The organism is Micromonospora qiuiae, from assembly GCF_016863555.1.
Classification (GTDB): domain Bacteria; phylum Actinomycetota; class Actinomycetes; order Mycobacteriales; family Micromonosporaceae; genus Micromonospora; species Micromonospora qiuiae.
Window position 1 is genome coordinate 91,598 of the sequence record NZ_BOPC01000022.1, and the last position, 24,887, is coordinate 116,484.

The 24,887-nt window shown below is 69.0% G+C and carries 24 protein-coding genes and 2 pseudogenes; 3 read left to right on the forward strand and 23 right to left on the reverse strand.

Translation table 11 applies throughout. The features are described from left to right. From nuoH to Vqi01_RS08485, 16 genes are all read right to left on the reverse strand, one after another. On the reverse strand, positions 1 to 1,344 hold the full coding sequence (gene nuoH / locus Vqi01_RS08410) for an NADH-quinone oxidoreductase subunit NuoH (RefSeq protein ID WP_204034051.1): 1,344 nt from the start codon (positions 1,342 to 1,344) through the stop codon (positions 1 to 3). Continuing rightward, positions 1,341 to 3,833 (reverse strand): NADH-quinone oxidoreductase subunit G, encoded by a 2,493-nt coding sequence (locus Vqi01_RS08415; protein ID WP_204034053.1) that lies wholly within the window; start codon positions 3,831 to 3,833, stop codon positions 1,341 to 1,343. The genes nuoH and Vqi01_RS08415 overlap by 4 nt, the downstream gene beginning before the upstream one ends. Next, positions 3,833 to 5,149, reverse strand: coding sequence for an NADH-quinone oxidoreductase subunit NuoF (nuoF, locus tag Vqi01_RS08420; protein WP_204034054.1), 1,317 nt, complete (start codon positions 5,147 to 5,149; stop codon positions 3,833 to 3,835). Before nuoF ends, Vqi01_RS08415 begins: the two co-directional genes overlap by 1 nt. Beyond that, positions 5,146 to 6,180, reverse strand: coding sequence for an NADH-quinone oxidoreductase subunit NuoE (gene nuoE / locus Vqi01_RS08425; protein ID WP_204034055.1), 1,035 nt, complete (start codon positions 6,178 to 6,180; stop codon positions 5,146 to 5,148). Before nuoE ends, nuoF begins: the two co-directional genes overlap by 4 nt. Further along, a complete protein-coding gene (locus Vqi01_RS08430; RefSeq protein ID WP_204034056.1) occupies positions 6,177 to 7,502 on the reverse strand; it encodes an NADH-quinone oxidoreductase subunit D in 1,326 nt (441 codons plus the stop codon). The genes nuoE and Vqi01_RS08430 overlap by 4 nt, the downstream gene beginning before the upstream one ends. After that, positions 7,499 to 8,230 carry an NADH-quinone oxidoreductase subunit C gene (locus Vqi01_RS08435; RefSeq protein ID WP_204034058.1) on the reverse strand — a complete coding sequence of 244 codons (732 nt, stop codon included), beginning with the start codon at positions 8,228 to 8,230 and terminating at the stop codon, positions 7,499 to 7,501. Before Vqi01_RS08435 ends, Vqi01_RS08430 begins: the two co-directional genes overlap by 4 nt. Next, positions 8,227 to 8,904 carry a NuoB/complex I 20 kDa subunit family protein gene (locus tag Vqi01_RS08440; RefSeq protein ID WP_119578786.1) on the reverse strand — a complete coding sequence of 226 codons (678 nt, stop codon included), beginning with the start codon at positions 8,902 to 8,904 and terminating at the stop codon, positions 8,227 to 8,229. Before Vqi01_RS08440 ends, Vqi01_RS08435 begins: the two co-directional genes overlap by 4 nt. A gap of 13 nt (positions 8,905 to 8,917) precedes the next feature. Then, positions 8,918 to 9,283, reverse strand: coding sequence for an NADH-quinone oxidoreductase subunit A (locus tag Vqi01_RS08445; RefSeq protein ID WP_204034059.1), 366 nt, complete (start codon positions 9,281 to 9,283; stop codon positions 8,918 to 8,920). A 96-nt stretch (positions 9,284 to 9,379) separates the two neighbouring features. Then, positions 9,380 to 10,654, reverse strand: a complete 1,275-nt coding sequence (locus tag Vqi01_RS08450) for a geranylgeranyl reductase family protein (RefSeq protein ID WP_204034060.1) — start codon at positions 10,652 to 10,654, stop codon at positions 9,380 to 9,382. A gap of 243 nt (positions 10,655 to 10,897) precedes the next feature. Beyond that, complete coding sequence (locus Vqi01_RS08455) at positions 10,898 to 11,107, reverse strand: DUF2267 domain-containing protein (protein ID WP_204034061.1); 210 nt, start codon at positions 11,105 to 11,107, stop codon at positions 10,898 to 10,900. 59 nt (positions 11,108 to 11,166) lie between these two features. Further along, positions 11,167 to 11,877 (reverse strand): demethylmenaquinone methyltransferase, encoded by a 711-nt coding sequence (locus Vqi01_RS08460; RefSeq protein WP_204034062.1) that lies wholly within the window; start codon positions 11,875 to 11,877, stop codon positions 11,167 to 11,169. 150 nt (positions 11,878 to 12,027) lie between these two features. Further along, positions 12,028 to 13,215 (reverse strand): LPXTG cell wall anchor domain-containing protein, encoded by a 1,188-nt coding sequence (locus Vqi01_RS08465; protein ID WP_204034064.1) that lies wholly within the window; start codon positions 13,213 to 13,215, stop codon positions 12,028 to 12,030. Between the two features lie 295 nt (positions 13,216 to 13,510). After that, complete coding sequence (gene mqnC, locus Vqi01_RS08470) at positions 13,511 to 14,701, reverse strand: cyclic dehypoxanthinyl futalosine synthase (protein ID WP_204034066.1); 1,191 nt, start codon at positions 14,699 to 14,701, stop codon at positions 13,511 to 13,513. 94 nt (positions 14,702 to 14,795) lie between these two features. Beyond that, positions 14,796 to 15,407 (reverse strand): RloB family protein, encoded by a 612-nt coding sequence (locus Vqi01_RS08475; protein WP_204034068.1) that lies wholly within the window; start codon positions 15,405 to 15,407, stop codon positions 14,796 to 14,798. Positions 15,408 to 15,412: 5 nt separating this feature from the next. Further along, a complete protein-coding gene (locus tag Vqi01_RS08480; protein ID WP_204034070.1) occupies positions 15,413 to 16,735 on the reverse strand; it encodes an AAA family ATPase in 1,323 nt (440 codons plus the stop codon). A gap of 223 nt (positions 16,736 to 16,958) precedes the next feature. After that, positions 16,959 to 17,153: a DUF397 domain-containing protein gene (locus Vqi01_RS08485; RefSeq protein WP_204034133.1), complete on the reverse strand. Its 195-nt coding sequence runs from the start codon at positions 17,151 to 17,153 to the stop codon at positions 16,959 to 16,961. A 128-nt stretch (positions 17,154 to 17,281) separates the two neighbouring features. Between Vqi01_RS08485 and Vqi01_RS08490 the strand changes: the two genes are divergently transcribed. Further along, positions 17,282 to 17,710: a hypothetical protein gene (locus Vqi01_RS08490; RefSeq protein ID WP_204034071.1), complete on the forward strand. Its 429-nt coding sequence runs from the start codon at positions 17,282 to 17,284 to the stop codon at positions 17,708 to 17,710. A 12-nt stretch (positions 17,711 to 17,722) separates the two neighbouring features. On the opposite strand, the pseudogene Vqi01_RS08495 reads toward Vqi01_RS08490, so the two are convergent. From Vqi01_RS08495 to paaA, 6 genes and pseudogenes are all read right to left on the reverse strand, one after another. After that, positions 17,723 to 18,646 (reverse strand): annotated as a pseudogene (locus Vqi01_RS08495) (2Fe-2S iron-sulfur cluster-binding protein); the annotation flags it as partial. Positions 18,647 to 18,769: 123 nt separating this feature from the next. Next, a pseudogene (locus Vqi01_RS31775) lies at positions 18,770 to 18,937 on the reverse strand (phenylacetic acid degradation protein); the annotation flags it as partial. After that, on the reverse strand, positions 18,934 to 19,410 hold the full coding sequence (gene paaD / locus Vqi01_RS08500) for a 1,2-phenylacetyl-CoA epoxidase subunit PaaD (RefSeq protein WP_204034073.1): 477 nt from the start codon (positions 19,408 to 19,410) through the stop codon (positions 18,934 to 18,936). The pseudogene Vqi01_RS31775 and the gene paaD, both read right to left, overlap by 4 nt. Beyond that, positions 19,407 to 20,132, reverse strand: coding sequence for a 1,2-phenylacetyl-CoA epoxidase subunit PaaC (gene paaC, locus Vqi01_RS08505; RefSeq protein WP_204034074.1), 726 nt, complete (start codon positions 20,130 to 20,132; stop codon positions 19,407 to 19,409). Before paaC ends, paaD begins: the two co-directional genes overlap by 4 nt. Positions 20,133 to 20,187: 55 nt before the next feature. Then, positions 20,188 to 20,475 carry a 1,2-phenylacetyl-CoA epoxidase subunit PaaB gene (gene paaB, locus Vqi01_RS08510; protein WP_204034075.1) on the reverse strand — a complete coding sequence of 96 codons (288 nt, stop codon included), beginning with the start codon at positions 20,473 to 20,475 and terminating at the stop codon, positions 20,188 to 20,190. Then, the gene (gene paaA / locus Vqi01_RS08515) at positions 20,472 to 21,527 is read right to left on the reverse strand and encodes a 1,2-phenylacetyl-CoA epoxidase subunit PaaA (RefSeq protein WP_204034076.1); all 1,056 of its coding nucleotides are present in this window, start codon (positions 21,525 to 21,527) and stop codon (positions 20,472 to 20,474) included. Before paaA ends, paaB begins: the two co-directional genes overlap by 4 nt. 361 nt (positions 21,528 to 21,888) lie before the next feature. Between paaA and Vqi01_RS08520 the strand changes: the two genes are divergently transcribed. After that, positions 21,889 to 22,866, forward strand: coding sequence for a hypothetical protein (locus tag Vqi01_RS08520; RefSeq protein ID WP_204034077.1), 978 nt, complete (start codon positions 21,889 to 21,891; stop codon positions 22,864 to 22,866). Next, the gene (locus tag Vqi01_RS08525) at positions 22,866 to 23,807 is read left to right on the forward strand and encodes a serine hydrolase (protein ID WP_204034078.1); all 942 of its coding nucleotides are present in this window, start codon (positions 22,866 to 22,868) and stop codon (positions 23,805 to 23,807) included. The genes Vqi01_RS08520 and Vqi01_RS08525 overlap by 1 nt, the downstream gene beginning before the upstream one ends. A gap of 215 nt (positions 23,808 to 24,022) precedes the next feature. On the opposite strand, the gene Vqi01_RS08530 is transcribed toward Vqi01_RS08525, so the two are convergent. Beyond that, positions 24,023 to 24,874: a menaquinone biosynthetic enzyme MqnA/MqnD family protein gene (locus Vqi01_RS08530; RefSeq protein ID WP_204034080.1), complete on the reverse strand. Its 852-nt coding sequence runs from the start codon at positions 24,872 to 24,874 to the stop codon at positions 24,023 to 24,025. Positions 24,875 to 24,887 lie beyond the last annotated feature (13 nt).

Here is a 24,887-nt window from a genome sequence, read left to right on the forward strand (position 1 = left end):
TCACACCTCCTCAGAGTCCTGGCCGGCGGGAACGTTGGCCGGCTCCCGCTCGGCGACCATGCGCCGGGTGCGCGGGCTCGGTGGTACCTGAAGATCCATCGGGGGCAGCGGGAAGCTGCCCGGCGGCCGGTTCTCGACCTGCTCGGCGAGGGTCGGCTGCGGCTGCGGCTTACGGCTCGGCCAGAACATTGCCGCGAGCAGCAGGATGCCGGCCGGGATGCCGACGGCGTACAGGCGGCTCTTCGTCTCCCAGTCGTCGACGGTGCGCAGCCAGGCCAGGACCACGACCCAGACCAGGCTGATCGGGATCAGCACCTTCCAGCCGAGGCGCATGAGCTGGTCGTACCGCAGCCGGGGCAGCGTGCCGCGCAGCCAGACGAAGACGAAGACCAGCAGGACGACCTTGCCGAAGAACCAGAGCAGCGGCCACCAGCCGGAGTTGGCGCCCGACCAGATGCTCAGCGGCCACGGCGCGTGCCAGCCGCCCAGGAAGAGCGTCACGGTGAAGGCCGACATGGCCACCATCGCGACGTACTCGCTGAGCATGATCAGCGCGAACTTCAGGGAGCTGTACTCCGTCATGAAGCCGGCCACCAGCTCCGACTCCGCCTCGGGCAGGTCGAACGGCGGCCGGTTGGTCTCGCCGACGATGGAGATGAAGAAGATGACGAAGCTCGGGAACAGCAGCAGCGCGTACCAGCCCGGCATCGTGATGTCGGCGCCGAACAGGCTCAGCTGGGGACCGGTGCCCTGAGCGGCCACGATCTCGCTGGTCGACATCGTGCCGGAGAGCATGAACACCGCCACGATGGACAGCCCCAGCGCCACCTCGTACGAGATCAGCTGGGCGGTGGAGCGCAGACCACCCAGCAGCGGGTAGGTCGAGCCGGAGGCCCAGCCGGCGAGCACGATGCCGTACACCGCCATCGACGAGAGCGCCAGCACCACCAGCACCGCCACCGGCACGTCGGTGACCTGCAACGGCGTCTGGTGACCGAAGACGCTCACCATCGGGCCGAACGGGATCACCGACAACATGGTGACCGCGCAGATCATCGAGATGGCGGGGGCGAAGAAGTAGATGACCTTGTCCGCCGCCCTCGGGAGGATGTCCTCCTTGAAGGCCATCTTCAAGCCGTCGGCGAGCGTCTGCAGCAGACCGAACGGGCCGAGCTGGTTGGGGCCGGGCCGCACCTGCATGAAGCCGACGACCCGTCGCTCGAACCAGACACCGAGCAGCGTGCCGAGCAGGGCGACGACGAAAGCGAAGACGATCTTGCCGAGGATCAGCCACCACGGATCGTGGCCGAAGTCGGTCAGCGACGGCGCCTGGGCCAGGTTCATGCGACACCCCCGGAGTTGAGGAGCGGTCCCGGCCGGCCGGCCACGTCGGCAGCGACCGACCCGGTCCTGTCGGGTACGGAGATCCGCACCACCGCGCCGGAGGTCGCGCCCAGGCTGCGGCGCACGGTCGAGCCGGGCGAGTTGGTGGGCAGCCAGACCACGCCGTCCGGCATTTCGGTGATCGCCGCCGGAAGGGTGAGGGCTCCTCGGTCGGTGCCCACCGTCACCGGGTCACCGTCGGCGACGCCGAGCGCCTCAGCGGTGCCCTTGCCGAGCCGGACCACCGGCGGGCGGGCGGTGCCGCCCAGGTGCTCGTCACCATCGGTGAGGCTGCCCAGATCGATCAGCTGGTGCCAGGTGGCCAGGATCGCCTCACCGGAGCCGAGCTGTCGGATGGTGCCCGGTTCGACGGTGGGGGCGGTCGGGCGATCCGTGCGGGTCGCCGGCAGAGCGCCCAGCTCGCGCCGGACGCTCAGCACGTCCCCGGTGCCCAGCCGCACGTCCAACTGGGCGGCGAGCGCGTCGAGCACCCGGCCGTCGGTCATCGCGGCGGTGTCCAGCACCGCGTCGAACGGACGCAGCCGGCCTTCCCAGTCCAGGAAGCTGCCGGCCTTCTCGACCACCGGCGCCACCGGCAGCACGACGTCCGCCCGGCGGGTCACGGCGCTGGCCCGCAGCTCCAGGCTGACCAGGAACGGCACCGCGTCCAGGGCCTGCTCGGCCAGGCGCGGGTCGGCCAGGTCTGCCGGGTCGACCCCGGCCACCACCAGGGCACCGACCTGGCCGGAGGCGGCGGCGGCGAGGATGCCGTCGGTGTCCCGGCCGGCCTGGCTCGGGATCACCCCGGCCGGGATGTCCCACGCCTCACCCAGCTCGGCGCGGGCGGCCGGCTCGGTGACCAGTCGCCCACCGGGCAGCAGGTTCGGCAGGCAGCCGGCATCGACGGCACCGCGGTCACCCGCGCGGCGCGGCACCCAGGCCAGCTTCGCGCCGGTCCGGGCGGCCACCTCGGCGGCGGCGGAGAGACCACCCGGCACGGTGGCCAGCCGCTCGCCGACGATCAGGATCGCGCCCTCGGTGCTGAGCGCCTCGGCGACCGTCGCGTGCTCGGCGAGCACGCCGGCCTCCTCGCCCGGCACCACCCGGGCCAGCTTGGCCCCGAGCTTCTCCAGGCCGCGGGTGGCGAACGGCGCGATCGCGTACACCTTCAGCTTGTTCTTCAGGTACGCCTTGCGCAGCCGGAGGAAGAGGATCGGGCACTCCTCCTCGGGCTCCAGACCGACCAGCACCACGGCCGGGGCGTTCTCGACATCGGTGTAGGTGACATCGGTGCGGCCGGCGACGCTGCTGGCCAGGAAATCGGCCTCCTCACGGGAGACCGGGCGGGCCCGGAAGTCGATGTCGTTGGTGCGCAGGGCGATCCGGGCGAACTTGGCGTACGCGTACGCGTCCTCGACGGTCAGCCGCCCGCCGGTGAGCACCGCGGTGCCCTCGGCGCCGTCCCGCGCGGCGCGCAGCCCCTCGGCGGCGACGCTGAGCGCCTCGCTCCAGGACGCCTCGCGCAGCTCACCGGTGCGCCGGTCGCGGACCAGCGGGGTGGTGAGCCGGTCGGCGGCGCGAGCGTACTGGAAGGCCCACCGACCCTTGTCGCAGTTCCACTCCTCGTTGACCTGCGGGTCGTCGCCGGCCAGCCGGCGCATCACCTTGCCCCGCCGCCAGTCGGTGCGCTGGGCGCAGCCGGCCGAGCAGTGCTCGCACACGCTCGGGCTGGAGACCAGGTCGAACGGGCGCGCGCGGAACCGGTACTGGGTGCCGGTCAGTGCGCCGACCGGGCAGATCTGCACGGTGTTGCCGGAGAAGTACGAGTTGAACGGGACGTCTCCCTCGTCGCCCTCCCCGCCGTACACCTCGTCCCGGTAGATGTTGATCTCCTCGGCCGACGAGCGGTTCATCAGGTCGATGAACTTGTCGCCCGCGATCTCCTCGGAGAACCGGGTGCAGCGCTGGCAGAGCACGCACCGCTCGCGGTCGAGCAGCACCTGGGTGCTGATCGGCAGCGGCTTCGGGTACTCCCGCTTGTGCTCGTGGAACCGGGAGTCGGTACGCCCGGTCGACATGGCCTGGTTCTGCAGCGGGCACTCGCCGCCCTTGTCGCACATCGGGCAGTCGAGCGGGTGGTTGAGCAGCAGCAGCTCCATGACCCCCTCCTGCGCCTTCTTGGCGACCGGAGAGGTGAGCTGGGTACGGACCACCATGCCCTCGGCAACCGTCTGGGTGCAGGAGGCGACGGGCTTGCGCTGCCCCTCCACCTCCACCAGGCACTGCCGGCAGGCGCCGGCCGGGGCCAGCAGCGGGTGGTCGCAGAACCGGGGAATCACGGTGCCCATCTGCTCGGCGACGCGGATCAGCAGCGCCCCCTTGGGAGCGGTGACCTCGACACCGTCGATGGTGAGCGTGACCGTCTCGGTCGACTTGGCAACGTCCGTCATCAGTGGGCTCCCACCAGCTGCTTGTCGGACAACCTCGGCGCGGTCCGGCCCTCGATGTAGTCGAGGTAGTCCTGCTTGAAGTACTTCAGAGACGAGGTCACCGAGCTGGTAGCGCCGTCACCCAGGCCACAGAACGAGCGACCGAGGATGTTGTCGCAGGTGTCGAGCAGGGTGTCCAGGTCCTCGTGGGTGCCCTGGCCGGCGAGGATGCGCCGGTAGACCCGGACCATCCAGTAGTTGCCCTCCCGGCACGGGGTGCACTTGCCGCACGACTCGTGGTGGTAGAACTCCAGCCACCGGTAGGTCGCGTAGACCGGGCAGTCCTGGTCGGAGAAGATCTGGGTCGCGGTGGTGCCGAGGATCGAGCCGGCAGCGGCCACCTCCTCGAAGTCCAGCGGCACGTCCAGGTGCTCGGCGGTGAGCAGCGGGGTCGACGAGCCGCCCGGGGTCCAGAACTTCAGGCTGTGGCCCGGCTGCATGCCGCCGGCCAGCTCGATCAGCTCACGCAGCGTGATGCCGAGCCCGCACTCGTACTGACCGGGGTTGACGACCCGGCCCGACAGGGAGTAGATCATCGGCCCGGAGGACTTCTCCGTGCCCATGGACTTCCACCAGTCCGCACCACCGAGCACGATGTACGGCACGCTGGCGATGGTGCCGACGTTGTTGACCACGGTGGGGCTGGCGTACAGGCCGTGCGTCGCCGGGAACGGCGGGCGCAGCCGGGGCTGCCCCCGGAAGCCCTCCAGCGAGTCGAGCAGCGCCGTCTCCTCGCCGCAGATGTACGCCCCGGCGCCCGAGTGCACCACCAGGTCCAGGTCGAAACCGGAGCCGAGGATGTTCCGCCCGAGGTAGCCCTTGGCGTACGCCTCGTTCACCGCGTTGCGCAGCCGCCGCGCGGCGTGCACCGCCTCGCCCCGGATGTAGATGTAGGCCCGGTTGGCCCGGATCGCGTACGACGCGATGATCACGCCCTCGACCAGCGAGTGCGGGTCGTGCGTCATCAGCGGCAGGTCCTTGCAGGTGCCCGGCTCGCCCTCGTCGGCGTTGACCACCAGGTAGTGCGGCTTGCCGTCGCCCTGCGGGATGAAGCCCCACTTCAGGCCGGTGGGGAAGCCGGCGCCACCGCGCCCGCGCAGCCCGGAGTCCTTGATCAGTTGAATCAGGTCGTCCGGGTGTGCCTTGAACGCCTTGCGCAGCGCCGCGTAGCCGTCCAGCTTCTCGTAGGTGCCGATCCGCCAGGCGTCGGGCGACAGCCAGCGCTTGGTCAGCACCGGCGTCAGCTTGGCCAGGGTCTCCGGCCGAGGCGTGGTCACTTCTTGGCCCCCTTGTCGTTCGCGGAACCGATGGCTGTCGACTCCGCTTCGCTGAGGTTGCGCTTCTGCGCCTCGGCGTCATCGCCGGCAGGCTTGGCGTCACCGGCCGGCTTGTTGGCCGCCGCTCCGGCTGCCTCCGCCGCCTGTGCGTCGCGCGGCGTGGGAGGCGTGCCGCCGGTCGGGACCCGGGTGCCGGGGGCGTCCGGCACGGCGGTCTTCGCGTCCGGCTGCCGGGTCTCGGCGGTACGTACCTGTGGTGACTTGCGGTCCGGAGCCGGCACGTCGGGCGCGGTGCTGCCGGTCGGCGCGGCCTTCGCCGGTGTGGCCGGCGCCGGCTTGTCGCCGGCCTGACCGCTGCGGATCGGGGCGTTCGGGTCGAAGCCCGGCGCCGAGATGCCGTGCTGCTGAGCCAGCCGCAGGCCGCGCAGGGTCGGCTCGCCCGGTACGCCGTCGGCGACCGCGCCCTCGCGCTCGTCGGCGAAGCCGGCGAGTTGGATGGACATCTCCTTGAGCGTGCAGAGGCGGGCACCCCGGCTCGGGGTGGGCCGACCGCCGGCGCGCAACTCGTCGACCAGGTCCACTGCGGTCTGCGGGTCGACGCCGTCGAAGTAGTCGTAGTTGACGGTCATCACCGGGCCGTAGTCGCAGGCCGCCAGGCACTCGGCGTGCTCCAGCGTGATCTTCCCGTCGGCGGTGGTCTCGTCGTGCCCGACGCCCAGGTGCTCGGCGAGGGTGTCGTACACCTTCTGGCCACCGAGCACATCGCACATCGTGTTGGTGCAGACGCTGACCAGCCAGTCACCGGTGGGCCGGCGCTTGTACATGGTGTAGAAACTGGCCACCGCACCGACCTGGGCCTTGTTCAAGCCGAGCACCTCGGCGCAGAACGCCACGCCAGCCGGGGAGACGTAGCCCTCCTCGGCCTGCACGAGGTGCAGCAGGGGCAGCAGCGCCGAGCGGGACCGGTCCGCCGGGTAGCGGGCGATGATCTCCCGAGCCCGGGCCCGCGTCTCGTCCGTGAAAGCAGTCACCGGTCACAACCTCCCATTACCGGGTCCAGCGAGGCGCCGCCGGCGATAACGTCGGCGATCAGGCCGCCCTCGGCCATCGCCGGGAGGGCCTGGAGGTTGACGAAGCTCGGCTCCCGGTAGTGCACCCGGTAGGGCCGGGTGCCACCGTCGGAAACCGCGTGCACGCCCAGCTCGCCGCGGGGCGACTCGATGCCGACGTACACCTGGCCCGGCGGCACCCGGAAGCCCTCCGTCACCAGCTTGAAGTGGTGGATCAGGGACTCCATCGACTGCCCCATGATCTTGGCGACGTGCTCCAGCGAGTTGCCCATGCCGTCGACGCCGATGGCCAGCTGCGCCGGCCAGGCGATCTTCTTGTCGGCCACCATCACCGGACCCGGCTTGAGCCGGTCCAACGCCTGCTCAATGATCTTGAGCGATTCGCGGATCTCGGCCATCCGGACCAGGTAGCGGCCCCAGACGTCGCCGTCGGCGTGCGTCGGCACGTCGAACTCGTACGTCTCGTAGCCGCAGTACGGCATCGTCTTGCGCAGGTCCCAGGCCAGGCCCGCCGAGCGCAGCACCGGCCCGGTGACGCCGAGCGCCAGGCAGCCGGTCACGTCGAGCACCGCGACGTTCTGCGTCCGCTCCAGCCAGATCGGCTGGCCGGAGAGCAGGTCCTCGTACTCCTTGAGCCGCTTCGGCATCACCTTCAGGAACTCACGGATCTTGACGATCGCCTCGTCCGGCACGTCCTGGGCGACGCCACCCGGCCGGACGTACGCGTGGTTCATCCGCAGGCCGGTGATCAGCTCGAAGATCTCCAGGATGTACTCGCGCTCCCGGAAGCCGTAGAGCATGATCGAGATGGCACCCAGCTCCATGCCGGTGGTGGCCACCCAGACCAGGTGCGAGGAGATCCTGTTCAGCTCCATCATCAGCACCCGGATGGTGTTGGCCCGCTCGGTCACGTCGTCGGTGATGCCGAGCAGCTTCTCCACCGCCAGCGAGTACGCCGTCTCGTTGAAGATCGGGGAGAGGTAGTCCATCCGGGTCACGAAGGTCGAGCCCTGGACCCAGTTGCGGTACTCGAGGTTCTTCTCGATGCCCGTGTGCAGGTAGCCGATGACCGAGCGGACCTCCCGGACCGTCTCGCCCTCCAGCTCCAGGACCAGCCGCAGCACCCCGTGCGTGGACGGGTGCTGCGGACCCATGTTGACGACGATCCGACCCTCGTTGATCGGGTCGACGCCGGAGACCACATCGTCCCAGTCCCCGCCGGTGACGGTGAAGACGCGGCCCTCGGTGGTCTCGCGCTCGGTGGCGTAGTTGGACGTGGTCATTGGTAAGACCTCCGCTTGTCGGGCGGCGGGATCTCGGCGCCCTTGTACTCCACGGGCACGCCGCCGAGGGGGTAGTCCTTGCGCTGCGGGTGACCCTCCCAGTCGTCCGGCATGAGGATGCGGGTCAGCGCCGGGTGGCCGTCGAAGACGACCCCGAACATGTCGTACGCCTCCCGCTCCTGCCAGTCGGCGGTCGGGTAGACGGAGGTGACACTGGGCACGTGCGGGTCCTCGGCGGTGACGGCGACCTCCAGCCGCACCCGCCGCCGGTAGGTCATCGAGGTGAGCTGGTAGACGACGTGCAGCCGACGGGCGTCCGCGCCCAGGTAGTCCACGCCGGACACCGAGGAGCAGAGCTCGAACCGCAGCGCCGGGTCGTCCCGCATCACCTGGCAGACCTCGGCGATCCGCTCGGGGCGGATGTGCAGGGTCAGCTCGTCGCGGTCGACCACCACGTGCTCGATCGCCTCGCCGAAGGCCGGGTACGCCTCTTCCAGCGCGTCGCGGACCTCGTCGAAGTAACCGCCGTACGGCCGGGGTGAGTCCTCGATCGGCTGGCGCGGGCGAACCAGGCCGCCGAAGCCCGAGGTGTCACCGGTGCCCTGGTTGCCAAACATGCCGCGGCCGGCCGGGCTGGACGGCGGAAACTCGGCGGGTGCGCCGCTGGTGGCCCCGGCCGGCGTCACCGGAACCGGGACGCCGCCGGAGGTCGGCTTGGAGTCAGTCACTTGATCCCCCGGTACGGCTGGAGGTGGTTCTGGGCCTTCATCCAGTTCTCGATCCGCAGCTGCTCCTCGCGCCCCTCGCGGACAGCCTTCGTCCACTCCGCGCGGCGGGCCTTGTCGCTGCGGTACGACGACGGCATCGAGCCGTACGGCACCACCGGCACGTCACCACGGGCCTCGCGCGCAGCCAGCATCTTGCGGCCGTTCGGCCCGAGCGGCTCGTGGCCGATCTTCTCGCGCAGCTTGAGGATCGCGTCGATGAGCATCTCCGGCCGGGGCGGGCAGCCGGGAAGGTACATGTCGACCGGCACGACGTGATCGACGCCCTGCACGATGGCGTAGTTGTTGAACATGCCGCCGCTGCTGGCGCAGACGCCCATGGAGAGCACCCAGCGAGGCTCGGCCATCTGGTCGTAGATCTGGCGCAGCACCGGGGCCATCTTCTGGCTCACCCGGCCGGCGACGATCATCAGGTCGGCCTGCCGGGGCGAGGCACGGAAGACCTCCATGCCCCACCGGCCCATGTCGTAGTGCGGGCCACCGGCGGCCATCATCTCGATCGCGCAGCAGGCCAGGCCGAACGTGGCGCCCCAGACCGACGACTTGCGCGACCAGTTGACCAGCTTCTCCACCGAGGTGAGCAGAACGCCGGCGGGAAGTTTCTCCTCGATACCCATCTGCGTTCCCCTCTCAGTCCCAGTCCAGGCCGCCGCGCCGCCACTCGTAGGCGTACGCGACGAAGACCGCACCGATGAACACCAACATGGCCACGAACCCGAACAGCGGTAGGGCGTTGAAGGAGACCGCCCACGGGTACAGGAAGATCATTTCCACGTCGAAGACGATGAAGAGCATCGCCGTCAGGTAGAACTTGACCGGGATCCGGGTCCCGCCGATCGGCTGCGGGCTGGGCTCGATCCCACACTCGTAGGCTTCGAGCTTGGCCTTGTTGTATCGACGCGGTCCGGTGAACCGGGCGGCGGCTATCGAGAACAGCGCGAAGGCCGCGGCGAGGGCGAACAGCCCGATGATGGGTACGTAAGGCGAGAGCGACATCTTCTTCTCCTGCTCGTCCTTCCCTGCCCTCGTTCTTGGCGAAATTCACACTATTCACATCCCAGCCGGCAGCGGTCGGCGGGGTCGACCTTGCGCCTAGACCGCTGGCGCCACCCGGGTCATCGCGTTGATCACCCGGTCCATCGCGTCACCGCCACGGGGGTCGGTGAGGTTGGCCAGCAGCTTGAGCACGAAGCGCATCAGCGTCGGATGGGGCATGCCGTGCTTCGTCGCCACGCGCATGATTTCCGGCCGGCCGATCAGCTTCACGAAGATCCCGCCCAGCCGGTAGTAGCCGCCGAACCGGGTCTTCAGCTCCTGCGGGTACGCCATCAGCGCCCGCTCCCGCTCGGCACCGGCCGGTCGAGCCAGCGCCTGCACCGCGATCTCCGCGGCCAGTTCGCCGGATTCCATCGCGTACGCGATGCCCTCGCCGTTGAACGGGTTGACCATCCCACCGGAGTCGCCGACCAGCATCACCCCACGGGTGTAGTGCGGCACCCGGTTGAAGCCCATCGGCAGCGCCGCGCCGAGAATCGACCCCTCGGCGTTCGCCTCGTCGGCCATCCCCCACTCCGGCGGTGTGTTGGCCAACCAGTCGGAGAGCAACCGCCGGTAGTTGGTCTTCCCGAAGGCCGACGACGAGTTGAGGATGCCGAGGCCGACGTTGACCCGGCCGTCGCCGAGACCGAAGATCCAGCCGTACCCGGGCAGCAGCTCGCCGGTGCCCTTGGCCCGCAGCTCCAGCCAGGATTCCAGGTAGTCGTCGTCGTGGCGGACCTCGGAGCGGTAGTAGCGCCGCACCGCCACGCCGATCGGCCGATCCTCCCGCTTGGCCAGTCCGAGGGCGAGCGGGAATCGGCCCGAGACGCCGTCAGCGGCGACCACGATCGGCGCGTGGAAGGTGGCGGGGGCCTTGTCCGGGCCCTCCTCGGCCTGCACCCCGATCACCCGGCCGTCGCCGTCGAGCACCGGGCCGATGACGTTGACCCGGGTACGCAGAGCCGCGCCCGCGCTCACGGCCTGCCGGGCGAGCAGGTCGTCGAAGTCCAGCCGCGTGCGCACCAGACCGTGGTTCGGGAAGCTCGCGAGATCCGGCCAGTCCAGCTCCAGCCGGACGCCGCCGCCGATCACCCGCAGGCCACGGTTGTGCAGCCAGCCCGCCTCGGGCGAGGTGTCCACGCCCATCCGGACGAGCTGTCGCACCGCACGCGGGGTCAGGCCGTCACCGCAGACCTTCTCCCGGGGGAACTCGGTCTTCTCCAGCAGCAGCACGCGCACGCCGTGTCGCGCCAGGTGGTACGCGGTCGCCGAACCACCGGGACCGGCGCCCACGACGATCACGTCGGCGTCGTTCTCCACCGCGGTCATCCGCGCCTCCTCCCCGCATGCTCGTGAAATGGTTCACAAGCCAGCCGGGACGAGTCTATGCCAACGCCGTACGCTCGTCTTGTTAGGGCAACCTAACCTGCTGGGGGCAGACGGAATCGCCTCCAGATACGGCACCTGGAGGCCACTCGGGCAGCGCAACCTCCTCCGGTTCGCCGCCTCCCATGTTGATCATATTCGGTTTGCCGGTCCGACGGGAAGGGCGCGTCGCGTGGTGGCGGCTCGTCAGCCACGCGTGGGGCTGACGGCGTCGAGACCGGCGCGGATGGTCTCCGGAAGGTGTTCGCGCAACGCGCCGCCGGCCGCGCGGTCGAGGGCCGCGAGCACCTCGGAGACCACCTGGCGCACCTCGGCAGGATCCACGCCGGCCAACTCCCGGAGCTGATCCACCAACTCAGCGGCATCGCCGGTGGCCACATCCCTCGGATCCGTCATGCTGGCCAGCCTACGCCGGCAAAAGGGCCAAATCAGCCCATCGGGGGCGAATGTCGGATTTAGGCCCGTATCGCGCGATGCAGGGCCACCACTCCACCGCTCAGGTTGCGCCACGCCACCCGGCGCCAACCGGCCGCGCCCACCCGCGCCGCCAGGGCGGGCTGATCCGGCCAGGCCCGGATCGACTCGGCGAGGTAGACGTACGCATCGGGGTTGCTGGAGACGGTCCGCGCCACCGCCGGCAGGGAACGCATCAGGTACGACAAATAGACGGTGCGGAAGGCGGGATTGACCGGGGTACTGAACTCGCAGATCACCAGACGGCCACCCGGCCGGGTCACCCGAGCCAGCTCGCGCAGCGCCGCATCGGTGTCGTTGATGTTGCGCAACGCGAAGGAGATGGTCACAGCGTCGAAGCTGGCGTCGGCGAAAGGCAGCCGCAGGGCGTCCCCGGCCAGCAACGGCACGTCAGGTCGGGTCCGCTTGCCGGCGTACAGCATGCCGAGCGACAGGTCGGCGCCGACCGCGTACGCCCCGGAGTGGGAAAGCTCCTCGGTGGAGACACCGGTGCCCGCGCCCACGTCGAGCACCCGGTCACCGGGACGCAGTTCGAGCGCGGCCCGGGTGGCCCTCCGCCAGAACCGGTCCTGTCCGAAGGAGAGGACGGTGTTGGTCAGGTCGTATCGGGCCGCGACACCGTCGAACATCGCGGCGACCTCGTGCGGCTGCTTGTCCAGGCTGGCGCGCTGGCCCTGCGGGGTACGGCTCACTCCTCCACTCTGCCAGCCCGCCCTCCGGCCCCGCGCGCCCAGGGTCGGCGGGTCCCGCCCACCACACAGTGCGGGCGGGATGGTGACCCATCCCGCCCGCACTGCCTTGCGTTATGTAAACGGCCCGTGGGGGCCGATAGAGGACGAACCTCAGTCGTTGGTCTTCTCGTCTGCGGGGGCGACCACGACCACCCGGCGACGGCGGGCGACCAGGAACATCGCCACACCGGCGAGCACGACGCCCGCGCCGACCGCACCGATCAGGCCGGCCTGCACGCCGGTGACCGGCAGGCCGCCACCGCCCCCGCCACCGTCGCTCGGCGCGGAGACGATCACCGCGAAATCGTCCACGTTGTCGGACGGGTCGAGGTCGGCGAACTCCGGGTCCTCAGCGGAGCGCACCTCGGCCTTCGCGAAGGCCGGCTTGCGGTTCTTCTGCTGCTGGGTCACCTGGGCGTCGATCGAGATCACGCCGAAGGAGGTGGCCTCCAGCGAGCCGTTCTTCAGCGTGACCGGAGCCTCGACGTCCTCGCTCACCTCGACCAGCAGCGGAAGGATCAGGATCGTGTCCGGCTCGAACGGGAAGTTCTTGTCCACGCAGACGGCGTTGCGCTCGTCGGCGCTGACCTCGCAGCCCTCGATCGGAAGAAAGGAGACCCCCTTCGGCAGCTGGTAGGTCAGCTTGACGCCCTTGGCGATCCGGTCGCCCTGGTTGATGACCTGGCTGTAGATGACGGCGGTGTCGCCGGGACGCAGCGGGCCTTCCTCGAAGGTGTCGAGGTCGAAGCGGGTTTTCACGTCAGGAACCCAGACGCCCAGGTCGACGCCGCTCTCCGGGGTCAACTCGACGTCCACGTCGACGCTGTTGTTGCTGTCGTCGGTGTCGTCGGCCGACTCGATGCTGATCGTCACCGGGGCGCGGTACGGCTCGGTGACCTTTTCAGTGGCTTTGAACAGGACGAACGGAACCTCGGTCGTCTCGCCCGGCCCGGGGATCGCGGCGAGTTCGCAGGAGAACAGCCCCGAGGTCCGGTCGCTCGTGGGACGGCACAGTTCGCCCTCGTCGGTGAAGACTTCCAGCGCGAGCTTGGCCGCGTCCACCTTGGATGTGTCGACCTTCAGGAGGACCTTGCTCGGCGTGCCCTCACCCTGGTTGGCGATCTTGACCCAGCCAACCTTGCCCGCGACGCCGGAGGTGACCCGGGTGCCGGCCGCGGTGACCGCCAGGTCGGTCTCGGTGCCAGCGGCGTGGGCCGGCGCGCCCAGGGCGGTGAAGGCGCCCGAGGCGAGCAGCGCGGCCGCAGCCACGCTGACAGCGCGGCGGTTACGGAAGATCATGGAATGGTCTCCCCCGTGGGGTGAATGGAAGCGTACGGGCGGGGACGTTAGCCGCCCACGATCACTCCCGCCACCCCGATTCACAACCGTTACAAGCTGCTCTGCTAATGGCCACTTAAGGATTGTCCGATTGACGGGTCTTGTTACCCTGCCGCGCCCGTCGGCGCGTCGAGCCGGCCGATGCTTCAAACCGGATGGATGATTCGCCTAGCCGTTTGGCTGACCACAGCAGGGATTCACACCGCTGACGCGATGTCGCGCCAGCGGTAACGGTCAGTAGTCTGCCGGGTCTGGGTCAGCTCGCCTCGACCAGCGGCAGCGAACGGGCGGCCCCACCGCCGGGCAGCGCGATCGAGGAGAAGTGCGAGACCACCCGGTCGTCGGTCGGGTCATCGGCGGGCGTGTGATGCACGGCCAGCCGGTTGTAGAGGGTGTCCCGCTGGGCGGGGATCCGGTCGGCGGTGCGGATCATCCCGATCAGCTCGTGCAGATTGGACCGGTGCCGGGCACCGGCCGAGGAGATGACGTTCTCCTCCAACATGATCGAGCCGAGGTCGTCGACGCCCAGGTGCAGCGCGAGCTGGCCGACGTCCTTGCCCGTGGTCAGCCAGGACGCCTGCAGGTGCGGCACGGTCTCGAAGAACAGCCGGGCCACCGCCACCAGGCGCAGGTATTCCAGGGTGGTCGCCTGGGTCCGGCCCTTGAGGTGGTTGTTCTCCGGCTGGTACGTCCACGGGATGAAGGCCCGGAAGCCCCGCGTGCGGTCCTGCACGTCGCGGATCATCCGCAGGTGCTCGATCCGCTCGGCGGCGGTCTCGCCGGTGCCCATCATCATCGTCGCGGTCGACTCGATGCCCTGCCGGTGCGCCAGCTCCATGACCTCCAGCCAGCGCTCGCCCGACTCCTTCAGCGGCGCGATCGCCCTGCGGGGGCGCTCCGGCAGCATCTCGGCGCCGGCGCCGGCGATCGAGTCCAGCCCGGCGGCCTTGATCCGGGCGATGGCCTCGTCCAGGCTCACCCCGGACACCTTGGCCATGTGCAGGATCTCGCTCGGCCCGATCGAGTGGATGGCCAGCTGCGGGTACGCCTTCTTGACCGAGGAGAAGAGCTCCTCGTAGTACTCCACGCCGTAGTCCGGGTGGTGGCCGCCCTGGAGCATCACCTGGGTGGCGCCCAGCTCGACCGCCTCGCCGCAGCGGCGCAGGATCTCCTCGGTGGGGTGGGTCCACCCCTCCTTGTGCTTCGGCGCCCGGTAGAACGCGCAGAACTTGCACGCCGTCACGCAGACGTTGGTGTAGTTGATGTTGCGGTCGATCAGGTACGTGACGATGTTGTCCGGGTATCGGCGACGCCGTACCGCGTCGGCCGCCTCGCCGAGGGCGTGGAAGGGCGCGTCGGTGTAGAGCAGCAGCGCCTCCTCGGGCGTGATCCGCCCACCGTCCGCGCCACGCTGCAGGATGTCCTCGATCTCCCGGCTGACCATCACGCCCCCGAGCCTACGCCGAGCCTCGGTGCGCCACCGAGGGCGCTCCTGGCCTGTGACCCACTCCCCTTCAAGGCCTCAAAGCCCCGTGGGGCTTTCATCGTTGCTCCAACGCGCGAAGGAAGTGGTGCATTCCAGATGACGGATTATCGTCGGGGAAGGAAGTATCGTTTCGCGCATGCCGCCGCTCGAGGAGTTCGGCGCGACGAACCGCCTGCTTCCGTAGCGGCATATAGATTGCGCTGTCTACGCTCTTTCCGGCCCGCCCGTCCAGCTTGCGGCTCATACTCTCGGCCTCGGCGGTGCTGACGAACTTTGTCAAATCGCGGTGGTGCAGGATGAGCCAGACCTCGAAGCACGGGTTCGAGATGACCAAGCCAACACCTTTTGCCTGCGCAAGCTGCTTGGCAGCGAACAGGTTCGGGTGATTTTTCGGCCACTCTACGTCAAAAATGCACCAGCATTCATCCACCTCCGGGTCGGCCAGCCGTTCGGCGGCCATCTTGACCAAAGTCAGCGGCACCCCTTGCTCAGGATGGATTTCTAGATTGAGGGCAGTGTTATCTACAATCTCCGGAAGCCTCTTCAATCCGTTGACGTAGTCGGGCTCAGAATTCTTCCCCTCACAAAACACCACAATCGTGCGGAGTTCCGGGCGACGGGCGACAGTACGCGAAATAGACCTTGCCCCGCGTCGGCGCTGCGTCATCGCGATCAGCCGATCAGACCGAGCGCTCGCAGCAACTCTGCCTGATCAACAAAGGGCAGCGCGCCGAATCGTCCATGCAGATAGGCTTTCTCGAGATTCTGCGACTTGCGCACCCGTTCACTTCCGAAGTCGGCAAGTGCGCCGAGGCGGGTCGCACCGTCGAGCCCTTTCTCGGTAAACCACACCTCGTCCCGGTTGAGGTGATTGAGCAGGCTGGTGTCGTGAGAGGTGAAGATGAGCTGAGCGCCATTCGGATTTGTGACCGGGCTGCGGAAAATGCGCAACAACTCGGCCGAAAGCGTCGGATGGAGGCTGGCGTCCAGCTCGTCGAAGATGACGACCGATCCTGCCTGCAACGCGGTCAACACCGGCCCGATCAGCCCGAACCAGGTCCTCGTTCCTTCCGACTCGGCAATAAAGTCGAGCGGCATGGAGCTTTCGCCAAATCTGTGAACAAGACGCAACCTACGCTGAGTCATCGCCTGACCAGAACCGGGGTAGACTACTTTCTGCTCGTCGATTACGACATCTTCAATCCCGAGATCGGCGAGGCGCAGCAGGGCAAGCGCCCGCTGTCGTCTACTCAGGGTAGACCATCCTGCCTCTTCGTCATCCGCAGGTGAAAGAAGTGATGGTTGATCGACATCCGGGCCGTCGAACCAAGAATGGGTATTCGACCCGCCGAATGCGACTGTCCTAAGCCTTCGTCGGCCGTCGGGGGAAAAATTTCCAGCATCAGCTCGCCCAGGCACCTGGCCAAGCACCTGGAAACGCAATAACTGTCCAGCAAAGTCCGACACCAACGGCTCATCGAAGCGTCGCGCGACAGAAAGAACCAGCGTTCTTTCGGTCAGCAACTCACGCGTGCCCGACAAGCCACCAAGGCCACGCTGCAGCTTCAACTCGACACCTTCGCGTTCGAAGATTCGGCGGCGCTTCTTCGCTGGATAGTGGAAAAGACCCTCGTACAGGATTCGTTCTCGGTCAAGCTCCACAACATACTCAAAGCGCACTCCATCGACCGTGGCGTCGAGCACAAATTCGCTGGATCCGGCCGCACCCGCTCCAAGCACGAAAGGTTCCAGCGGAATCTCGTCCTCCCAGAAACGATGCGAATCTTCGACCGCATCACGCAACCAGGCAAGCGCGCTGACGACGTTCGACTTTCCGGACGCGTTCGGGCCATAGACCGCTGCCAGCGTCAGCAGGCTCTCCCCGATGTGTGGGTAGTCCCGAGCTGCTTCCCGCTCTCGGTCCACAGCCACCATCGACAGCTCGATGCCCCTGGAGATCGACCGGTAGTTGCTAGCCTCGAACCTGATCAGCACATGTCCACGCTACCGCACCCATGAGCGTCGGCATCGCTGCCATTTCGTCGAGTCTTGGCAAAAATCGCCTCCTGCGTGCAGCCAAGGCGCAGGCAGGCTCTCCCTCCCCGGACAAGGGCGGTAGCCGGAATGATGATCCACTCGACCTCTACGGCATGGCCGTCAGCCCAGAACGAACATGCCCCGCCAAACCGCAACAAGGAGTAGGGCCGCTGCGGGCCGCTCAGCCGCGCCGCCCGAAGGCGGCGACGAAGGATGCCCAGGCCGGGTGTTCGAAAGCCAGCACCGGGCCGATCGGGTCTTTGGAATCGCGTATGGCGACCGCCCGGGTCAGCTCGGCCACCTCGACGCAGTTGGCGTTGGAGCCGCTGCGGCTGGACTTGCGCCAGGCCGCGCCCGACAGCTCGACATCGATAATCACGGCTCACTCCCGTTCGTGCTCCGTGCGCAACGAGCCGCGCCGACTCGGCGGTGACTTGATCTCGCCGATCCGCAACCGTTGCAAGCAACGTTGCTTTCCTTCGCTGTCATCGGCAGGAGTCGTCTGTGGAGCGACACATCCGGAAGGCACATCAGCCAATTTGGCTTCAACCGTACGACCCGGCCGACTCGCCGGGGCCGATCCCGTCGGTGATCGAGCGGTTCCGCCGATGCCCGGGCCCCGACCAGCCGCAGCCGTCGGAGGCGGAGATCGAGGCGGCCCGCTACACGGTGGTACTGGTGTCACCGGAGGCTGCCGAAGCGCTCGGCGACGACCGGGGCGAGGCCGGCCTGCACCTGTTCCGCGACACGGACTGGGACCACTACCCGGCCCACCTGGACGACGCCGTGAAGCTGATCGAGGAGGCGTGCGGCGAACGGGTGACGCTGACCGAGCACCACTCCGACCTGACCTACTGGACCGCAATCGACTGCGTTTCCTCGGTACGGCGGTGTCCAAGCGGTCGGGACACCGCCGTCACGGCGAAACGGTGACGCAAACGCGGGTCACGCGTCGTAGTCGATGGTGAGGGTGTCGGTGAGCGGGCTGGACTGGCAGGTCAGGACATAGCCGGCGGCCACCTCGTCCGGCTCCAAGGCGTAGTTGCGGGCCATCGTCACCTCGCCGGTGACCACCTTCGCCTTGCAGGTCGAGCAGACCCCGCCCTTGCAGGCGTACGGCAGCTCGCTGCGGACCTTCAGCGCCGCGTCCAGCACCCGCTCGTCCCGGCGCATGGTGAAGTTCGACGAGCGTCCGTCCAGCACGATCGTCACGTCCGTGCCGCTGATCGCCTCATCGGGGCGGCGGACCGGCTCCGGCGGGGCGTCGACGTGGAACAGCTCCGTGTGCACCGCCGACTCCGCCACGCCCCGCGCGGTCAGCACCGCGCGAGCGTCCACCACCATCCCGTACGGGCCGCAGAGGAACCATTCCTCGATCGCGTCGCCGGGCACGATGGTGTCCAGTAGCCGGCCCAGCCGCTCGGCATCGATCCGGCCCGACAGCAGGGGTGACTCGCCCTGCTCGCGGGAGAGCACGTGCACCAGATGCAGCCGGGCCGGGTAGCGGTCCTTCAGGTCGGCCAGTTCCTCGGCGAACATCACGCTGTTGACCGTGCGGTTGCCGTACACCAGGGTGAAGGTGCTGGCCGGCTCGACGGCCAGGACAGTGGCGACCAGCGACAGCACCGGCGTGATGCCGGAACCGGCGACGACCGCGCCGTAGCGGCGGACCCGGTCCGGCCGGTACGCCGTGGTGAAGTGCCCCAGCGGCGGCAGCACCTCGACGGTGTCTCCGCACCGCAGCGCCTTGCAGGCGAAGGAGGAAAAGGCCCCGCCGGGAATCTCCCGCACACCGATCCGCAGCCGGCCGTGTCGGGCCAACTCGTCGGGGGTGGAGCAGATGGAGTACGAGCGGCGCACGTCCTCGCCACCGGAACCCGCGGTGCCGCCCGTGCTGGCACTGTCGGCGGTGCCGCCCGTGCCGGTGGCACCCGTGGCGGCGGTGCCGGCGAGGCTGTCCGCACCGGTCGTGCCGCCGGCTCCGACGGGCAGGCGCACCGTCAGGTGCTGGCCGGCGCGGAACGCGAAGGCCGGACGCAGCTCCTCGGGCACCGCGAAGGTGATCGCGACGGCATCGGAGGTGAGCCGGTCCACGGCGGTGACGGGCAGCGGATGGAACACCGGCCGGCGGCGGACCGGGCGGGTGATGGTGACAGTCACAGCGTCTTCACCTGGTCGAAGGGTTCGGAGCATGCGCGGCAGCGCCAGAGTGCCTTGCACGCGGTGGAGCCGAAGCGGCTGAGCTGCTCGGTCTCCGGCGAGCCGCAGCGGGGGCAACGGACGGACAGAGTCAACGGTACGACCCCGTCGCGCCGGACCGGGGCCGGCGGGGCGGTGCCGGCGGCGGCCAGCTTGGCCCGCCCGGCGTCGGTGATCCAGTCGGTGCTCCAGGCTGGGCTGTGCACCGTACGCACCTCGGCGTCGGGGTGACCGGCGGCGGCCAGCGCGCGCCGGATATCGGCCCGGATGACGTCCATCGCCGGGCAGCCGGTGTAGGTGGGGGTGATGGTCACCACGACCCGGCCCGTCACCGGGTCCTCCTCGACTGCTCGCAGGATGCCGAGATCGGCGATGGTGACCACCCGGATCTCCGGATCCACCACCGCCGCCACCACCTGGAAAGCGTTGCTCACCAGCGTGCCCCGGGATGGGCGCGGTGCAGCACCTGCATCTCCGCGAGCAGGTACGACAGGTGTTCGGTGTGCACTCCGTCCCGCCCGCCGGCCGGTGTCCAGCCGGACTGCGGCGCGGCGAGCGTGGCCTCGGCGAGCACGGCGGCGACGGTGGCGTCGAATTCGCCCCGCAGGGTGGCCGGGTCGACCGGTGCCTCCGGCTGCGCGGCGAACAACTCGTGGACGTACGGCCAGACCTGGTCGATGCCGGCCTGCATCCGCCGGTGCGACTCCTCGGTCCCGTCGCCCAGCCGCTTCACCCAGAGCGCCGCGTGGTCCAGGTGGTACGCGGACTCCTTGCGTGCTTTGCCGCCGATCGCAGCCAGCCGCTCGTCGGCACAGCCGGCCAACGCGGTGTAGAGCGGAAGCTGGTACGCCGACAGGGCGAGCAGCTTCGCCATGGTCACCGCGAAGTCGCCGTTGGGCAGCTCGACCAGCAGGCAGTTGCGGAACTCGCGGTCGTCGCGGAGAAACGCCAGCGCATCCTCGTCCCGGCCGGCGCCCTCCAGCTCGCCCGCGTACGTCAGCAGGAGCCGCGCCGAGCCGAGCTGGTCGAGGGCGATGTTGGCCAGCGCGATGTCCTCCTCCATCTCCGGCGCCCGGGTGGTCCACTCGGCCAGCCGCTGCGCCGCGATCAGCGCGTCGTCGCCGAGAGCGAGGGTGAAGGCGAAGGGACCGCTCACAGGGCCATCTCCGTTCGCGACCGCGGGGCTCGCAAACCTGGCTCACTCCTCGCGCTCACAGGTGGGCTGCCCCTTCTGGCACCTCGTAGAAGGTGGGGTGGCGGTAGACCTTGTCGGCAGCCGGGTCGAAGAAGGCGTCCTTCTCGTCCGGGCTGGAGGCGGTGATCGCGCCCGCCGGCACCACCCAGATCGACACTCCCTCCTGGCGACGCGTGTAGACATCGCGGGCGTTGCGCAGGGCGACCTCGGCGTCGGGCGCGTGCAGACTGCCGACGTGGCTGTGCGCGAGCCCGCGCCGGGCCCGGACGAAGACCTCCCAGAGAGGTGAGGATTCCTGACTCACGCCGTTACCTTCTCCCTGCTCCGCTGCTTTGCCGCGTACGCCGCGGCGGCCTCGCGTACCCAGGCGCCCTCGGTGTGGGCGCGCCGGCGGTGGGCCATCCGCTGCCGGTTGCACGGCCCGTCACCGGAGATGACCCGCATCAGCTCGTCGTAGTCGGGCTGCGTGAAGTCGTACGCGCCCCGCTCGTCGTTCCAGCGCAGATCCGGGTCGGGGATGGTCAGCCCGAGCACCTCCGCCTGGCCGACGCACATGTCGACGAAGCGCTGGCGCAACTCGTCGTTGGAGAAGCGCTTGATCTTCCAGGCCATCGACTGGGCGGAGTGGGTGGAGTCGCTGTCCGGGGGGCCGAACATGGCCAACGACGGGTACCACCAGCGGTCCACCGCGTCCTGCGCCATCGCCTTCTGCGCCGGGGTGCCGTGCGCCAGGGTGTGCAGGAGTTCGTAGCCCTGCCGCTGGTGGAACGACTCCTCCTTGCAGACCCGGATCATGGCGCGGGCGTACGGGCCGTACGAGCAGCGACAGAGCGGGACTTGGTTGACGATCGCCGCGCCGTCCACCAGCCACCCGATGGCACCGACGTCGGCCCAGGTGAGGGTGGGGTAGTTGAAGATCGAGCTGTACTTCTGTCGACCGTCCAGCAGGAGCTCGACCAGTTCGTCCCGGCTGACGCCGAGGGTCTCGGCGGCGGCGTAGAGGTAGAGGCCGTGGCCCGCCTCGTCCTGTACCTTGGCCAGCAGGATCGCCTTGCGCTTGAGCGACGGGGCACGGCTGATCCAGTTCCCCTCCGGCTGCATGCCGATGATCTCCGAGTGGGCGTGCTGGGCGATCTGCCGGATCAGCGTCCGGCGGTAGCGCTCCGGCATCCAGTCGCGCGGCTCGATCTTCTGGTCGGCGGCGATGATCTCAGCGAAGTAGGCGGCCAAATCCGCGCCCGGGTCGGCCGCGCCGCGATCCCGCTCCGCAGCGGCGCGCAGCGCCGCCTCCGCAGCCTCGACCTCGCTGAGCAGATCGCCGGGCACGTCCTCGCCCGGGGAATCATTGCCGTACATGCCCTTAGTGTTACAGCTGAGACATAAACATGCCAGGGGGTGTCACAGCATTAGAAGAGCGCAGATCGTCACCATCCAGTAGCCTGCTGTAGCTCCACCTCGCTATGACTTGGGTCACCAGAAGGCGGCGAATCCTCGCAACCAACGCATAGCGGCCGGTTGTCCCGCCTTGACGGCGATTTGCCCGGTGCCGGATCCTGACGCGTCGCCAATCCGCACGTAGACTTCCCACGTCATACCGATCGGCTGAAGACGATTGCCGGGCTGACCGGCTTCCCCCTTGGTCCGAGGCGATCCCCACCGGTCAGTCCTGGCAGCAAGCCGGTCCCCCCGGCCCTGAATATCTGGAGCTCACCCGCTCATGCGATCTCGCGTGATCCTGGTGTTCGCCGTCACGGCGGTCCTGCTCGGCGGCGCCATGCTGGTGCCGGCGGCGTACGCCCGGCTCTCCGCCGGCGCGGCGGCCGCCCGCCAGGAGACCGTCGCCGTGCCCACCCCCGAGCCTCCGCCGCCACCGACCCTCGCAGCCGGCAAAGTCTCGGTGAACTTCAAGGGTGAGTTCTTCTCCTGGGCGCTGATGGAACGCGAGTCGGGCAAGATCTCCGGCTCCAAGAACCTGGCCGACACCAGTTCGACCGAATCGATGATCAAGGCCTGGATCGTCGCCGACTACCTGCGCCAACTCGGCGACAAGGAGCCGCCGGAGTCGTTGAAGAAGGCGGCCAGCCGGGCCATCCGGGACAGCGACGACGAGGCCACCAACCGCGTCTACTCGGCCGCCGGCGGCTCGTACGCGGTGCCAGCCGGCGGCAAGCTCGGGCCGGTGATGCAACGGGCGATCAAAATCTGCGACCTCACCGACACCAAGCGGGGCAACGTCCCCGGCTACGAGGGTTGGTGGAGCTTCACCCAGATGTCTCCGCGCGACGCTGTTCGGCTCGGCGACTGCATCGCCGACGGCAAGGCCGCCGGCCGGAAGTGGACCAAGTGGGTGCTCGCCGAGATGAGCAAGGTACGCGGCAGCACCGCCGCCTCGGACCAGCATCTTCAATCCGGCGGCGGCAGGTGGGGCATCATCGACGGTCTACCCGAGTCGATCACCAGTCAGGGTCCGGTGAGCATCAAGAACGGTTGGACGCCCCTCAACTACGACGGCAACTGGCACGTCAACTGCCTCGCAGTGACTGAGAAGTGGAGTCTCGCAGTGATGCTGCGTTACCCGCAGAGCAGCGGGCTCGACTACGGATCGGACGTCTGCGCCAGTGTCGCGTCCCAACTCGTGACCCCACAGCCCGGCGGCGCCCTCAAGGTGCCGCAGCCGCCGATCGGGAAGCTCTGATGGCCGCCCGGGGCCGCGGCGGCCGTGAGGGCGAGACATCACCGTTACGTCTCATCGCCATCGCCTGCGTGCTGATCGGACTGGTCCTGGTCTCGTTGCGTCTGTTGCCCGGTTCGCCGTTCGAATCCACCGCCGTTGCCGATTGGGGTCGGGGGGAGTCACCGGCCGGGCGCACCGGCAGCCTCACCGACCGCAGCAGCCGGCCGTCGCCGTCGCCGAGTCCGTCGCCCGAGCCCGAACCGCTGCCGTTCGAAGCGAAGAAGCTCGACCTGGACATCGACGGTTGGTACGGCTGGAGCGTCCTGGACCGACGCTCAGGTGAGATCATCGGCTCGAAGAACATGGCCGAGACCAACACCACCGCATCCTTGATCAAGGCCTGGATCGTGGCGGACTACCTGCGTCGCACCGCCGACGCCGGGCAGACCCCGAGCAACGCGAAGCTGGACGACCTGACGAGGATCATCAGGGACAGCGACAACGAACGTACGGAGCAGCTCTACACCCAGATCGGCCGGTCCGCCTCGATCAAACGGCTGCTGTCGATCTGCGACCTGACCGACAGCAAGGTCTCCAGCGATCTCGGCTGGAGCCGTACCGAATTGTCCCCCCGTGACACCGCCCGGCTCGGCAACTGCATCGCCGAGGGCACCGCCGCCGGCCCGAAGTGGACCAAGTGGCTGCTCAACGAGATGCGGCTGGTACGCGGGGCCGGCGACTTCGGCATCCGCAAGGCGTTCCCGGCCGCCCAGGCCAAGAAGATCGCCATCAAGAACGGTTGGGTCGACCGCACACGGGAGCAGGAGATCCACGTCAACTGCCTCGCCATCGGCGACACCTGGACGATGGGCGTGATGCTCCGCTACCCCATCAACAAGGGCTACCAGTACGGCATGGACAACTGCCAAACCATCACCGAGTCCCTCCTCACCCGCCCCTAACCCCTTCCCCTTCCCCACCCCCACCACCCCGCCCTCCCCCTCCCCCTCTTCCCCCTCCCCTTGCCCGCCGATCTTGCACTTTCCGTCGCCGCATTTAGGGCATAAGCCGCGTAACGGCGACCCAAAGTGCAAGATCGCGGGGCAGGGAGGCGGGGGTAAGGGGTGGGGGTGGGGGTGGGGGTGGGGGGGTGGGGGTGGGGGGGTGGGGTGGATGGTCAGTGGGGGAAGAAGAGGGGGCCGGTGGGGGGGAGGGCGGGGGTTTCGTTGAGGGCGGCGGCGCGGCGGGCGAACTCGCGCAGGCCCGCGACCTGGCGGTCGCCGAGCGAGAAGTCCAGCGCCCGGAAGTACGAGGCGAGGGTGGCCGCGTCGAAGGACTCCCAGCGGGCCGCCGACTCGGCGACCTGGTCGAGCTCGGCCAGGCACAGGTCACGCGAGCGCAGGAACGCCTCGTGCACCTCCTTGACCAGGCCGGGATGGGCAGCGGCGAAGTCGCGGCGGACCGCCCAGACGGCGAAGACCATCGGCAGCCCGGTCCACTCCCGCCAGGCCTGCCCCAGGTCGGTCACGGCCAGCCCGCGGCGGGGTGCCTCGTAGAGAGCGCGCAGGGCCACGTCGCCGATGAGCACTCCGGCGTCCGCCTCCAGCAGCATCTGGGTCAGATCCGGCGGGCAGCGGAAGTAGTCCGGCCGGACGTCGTACCGCTCGCGGAGCAGCAGTTGGGCGAGCAGCACCCCGGTCCGTGAGGTGGAGCCGAGCGCCACCCGGGCACCGTCGAGCTCGGCCGGCGGCCTGGTGCTCACCAGGTTGACCGACAGCACCGGACCGTCGCTGCCGACCGCCAGGTCGGGCAGGAGCAGCAGTTCGTCGGCGTGGCGCAGATATTCGACCAGGGAAATCGGGCCGATGTCCAGGTCACCGGCGACCAGCGCGGCGTTCAGCCGGTCCGGTGAGTCCTTGTGCAGATCGACGTCGAGCAGTGCACCCGAGCGCATCAACCCCCAGTAGATCGGCAGGCAGTTCAGGAACTGGATGTGCCCGACCCGGGGGCGGGCGACGCGCTCGACCATTCCCTGACCGTAT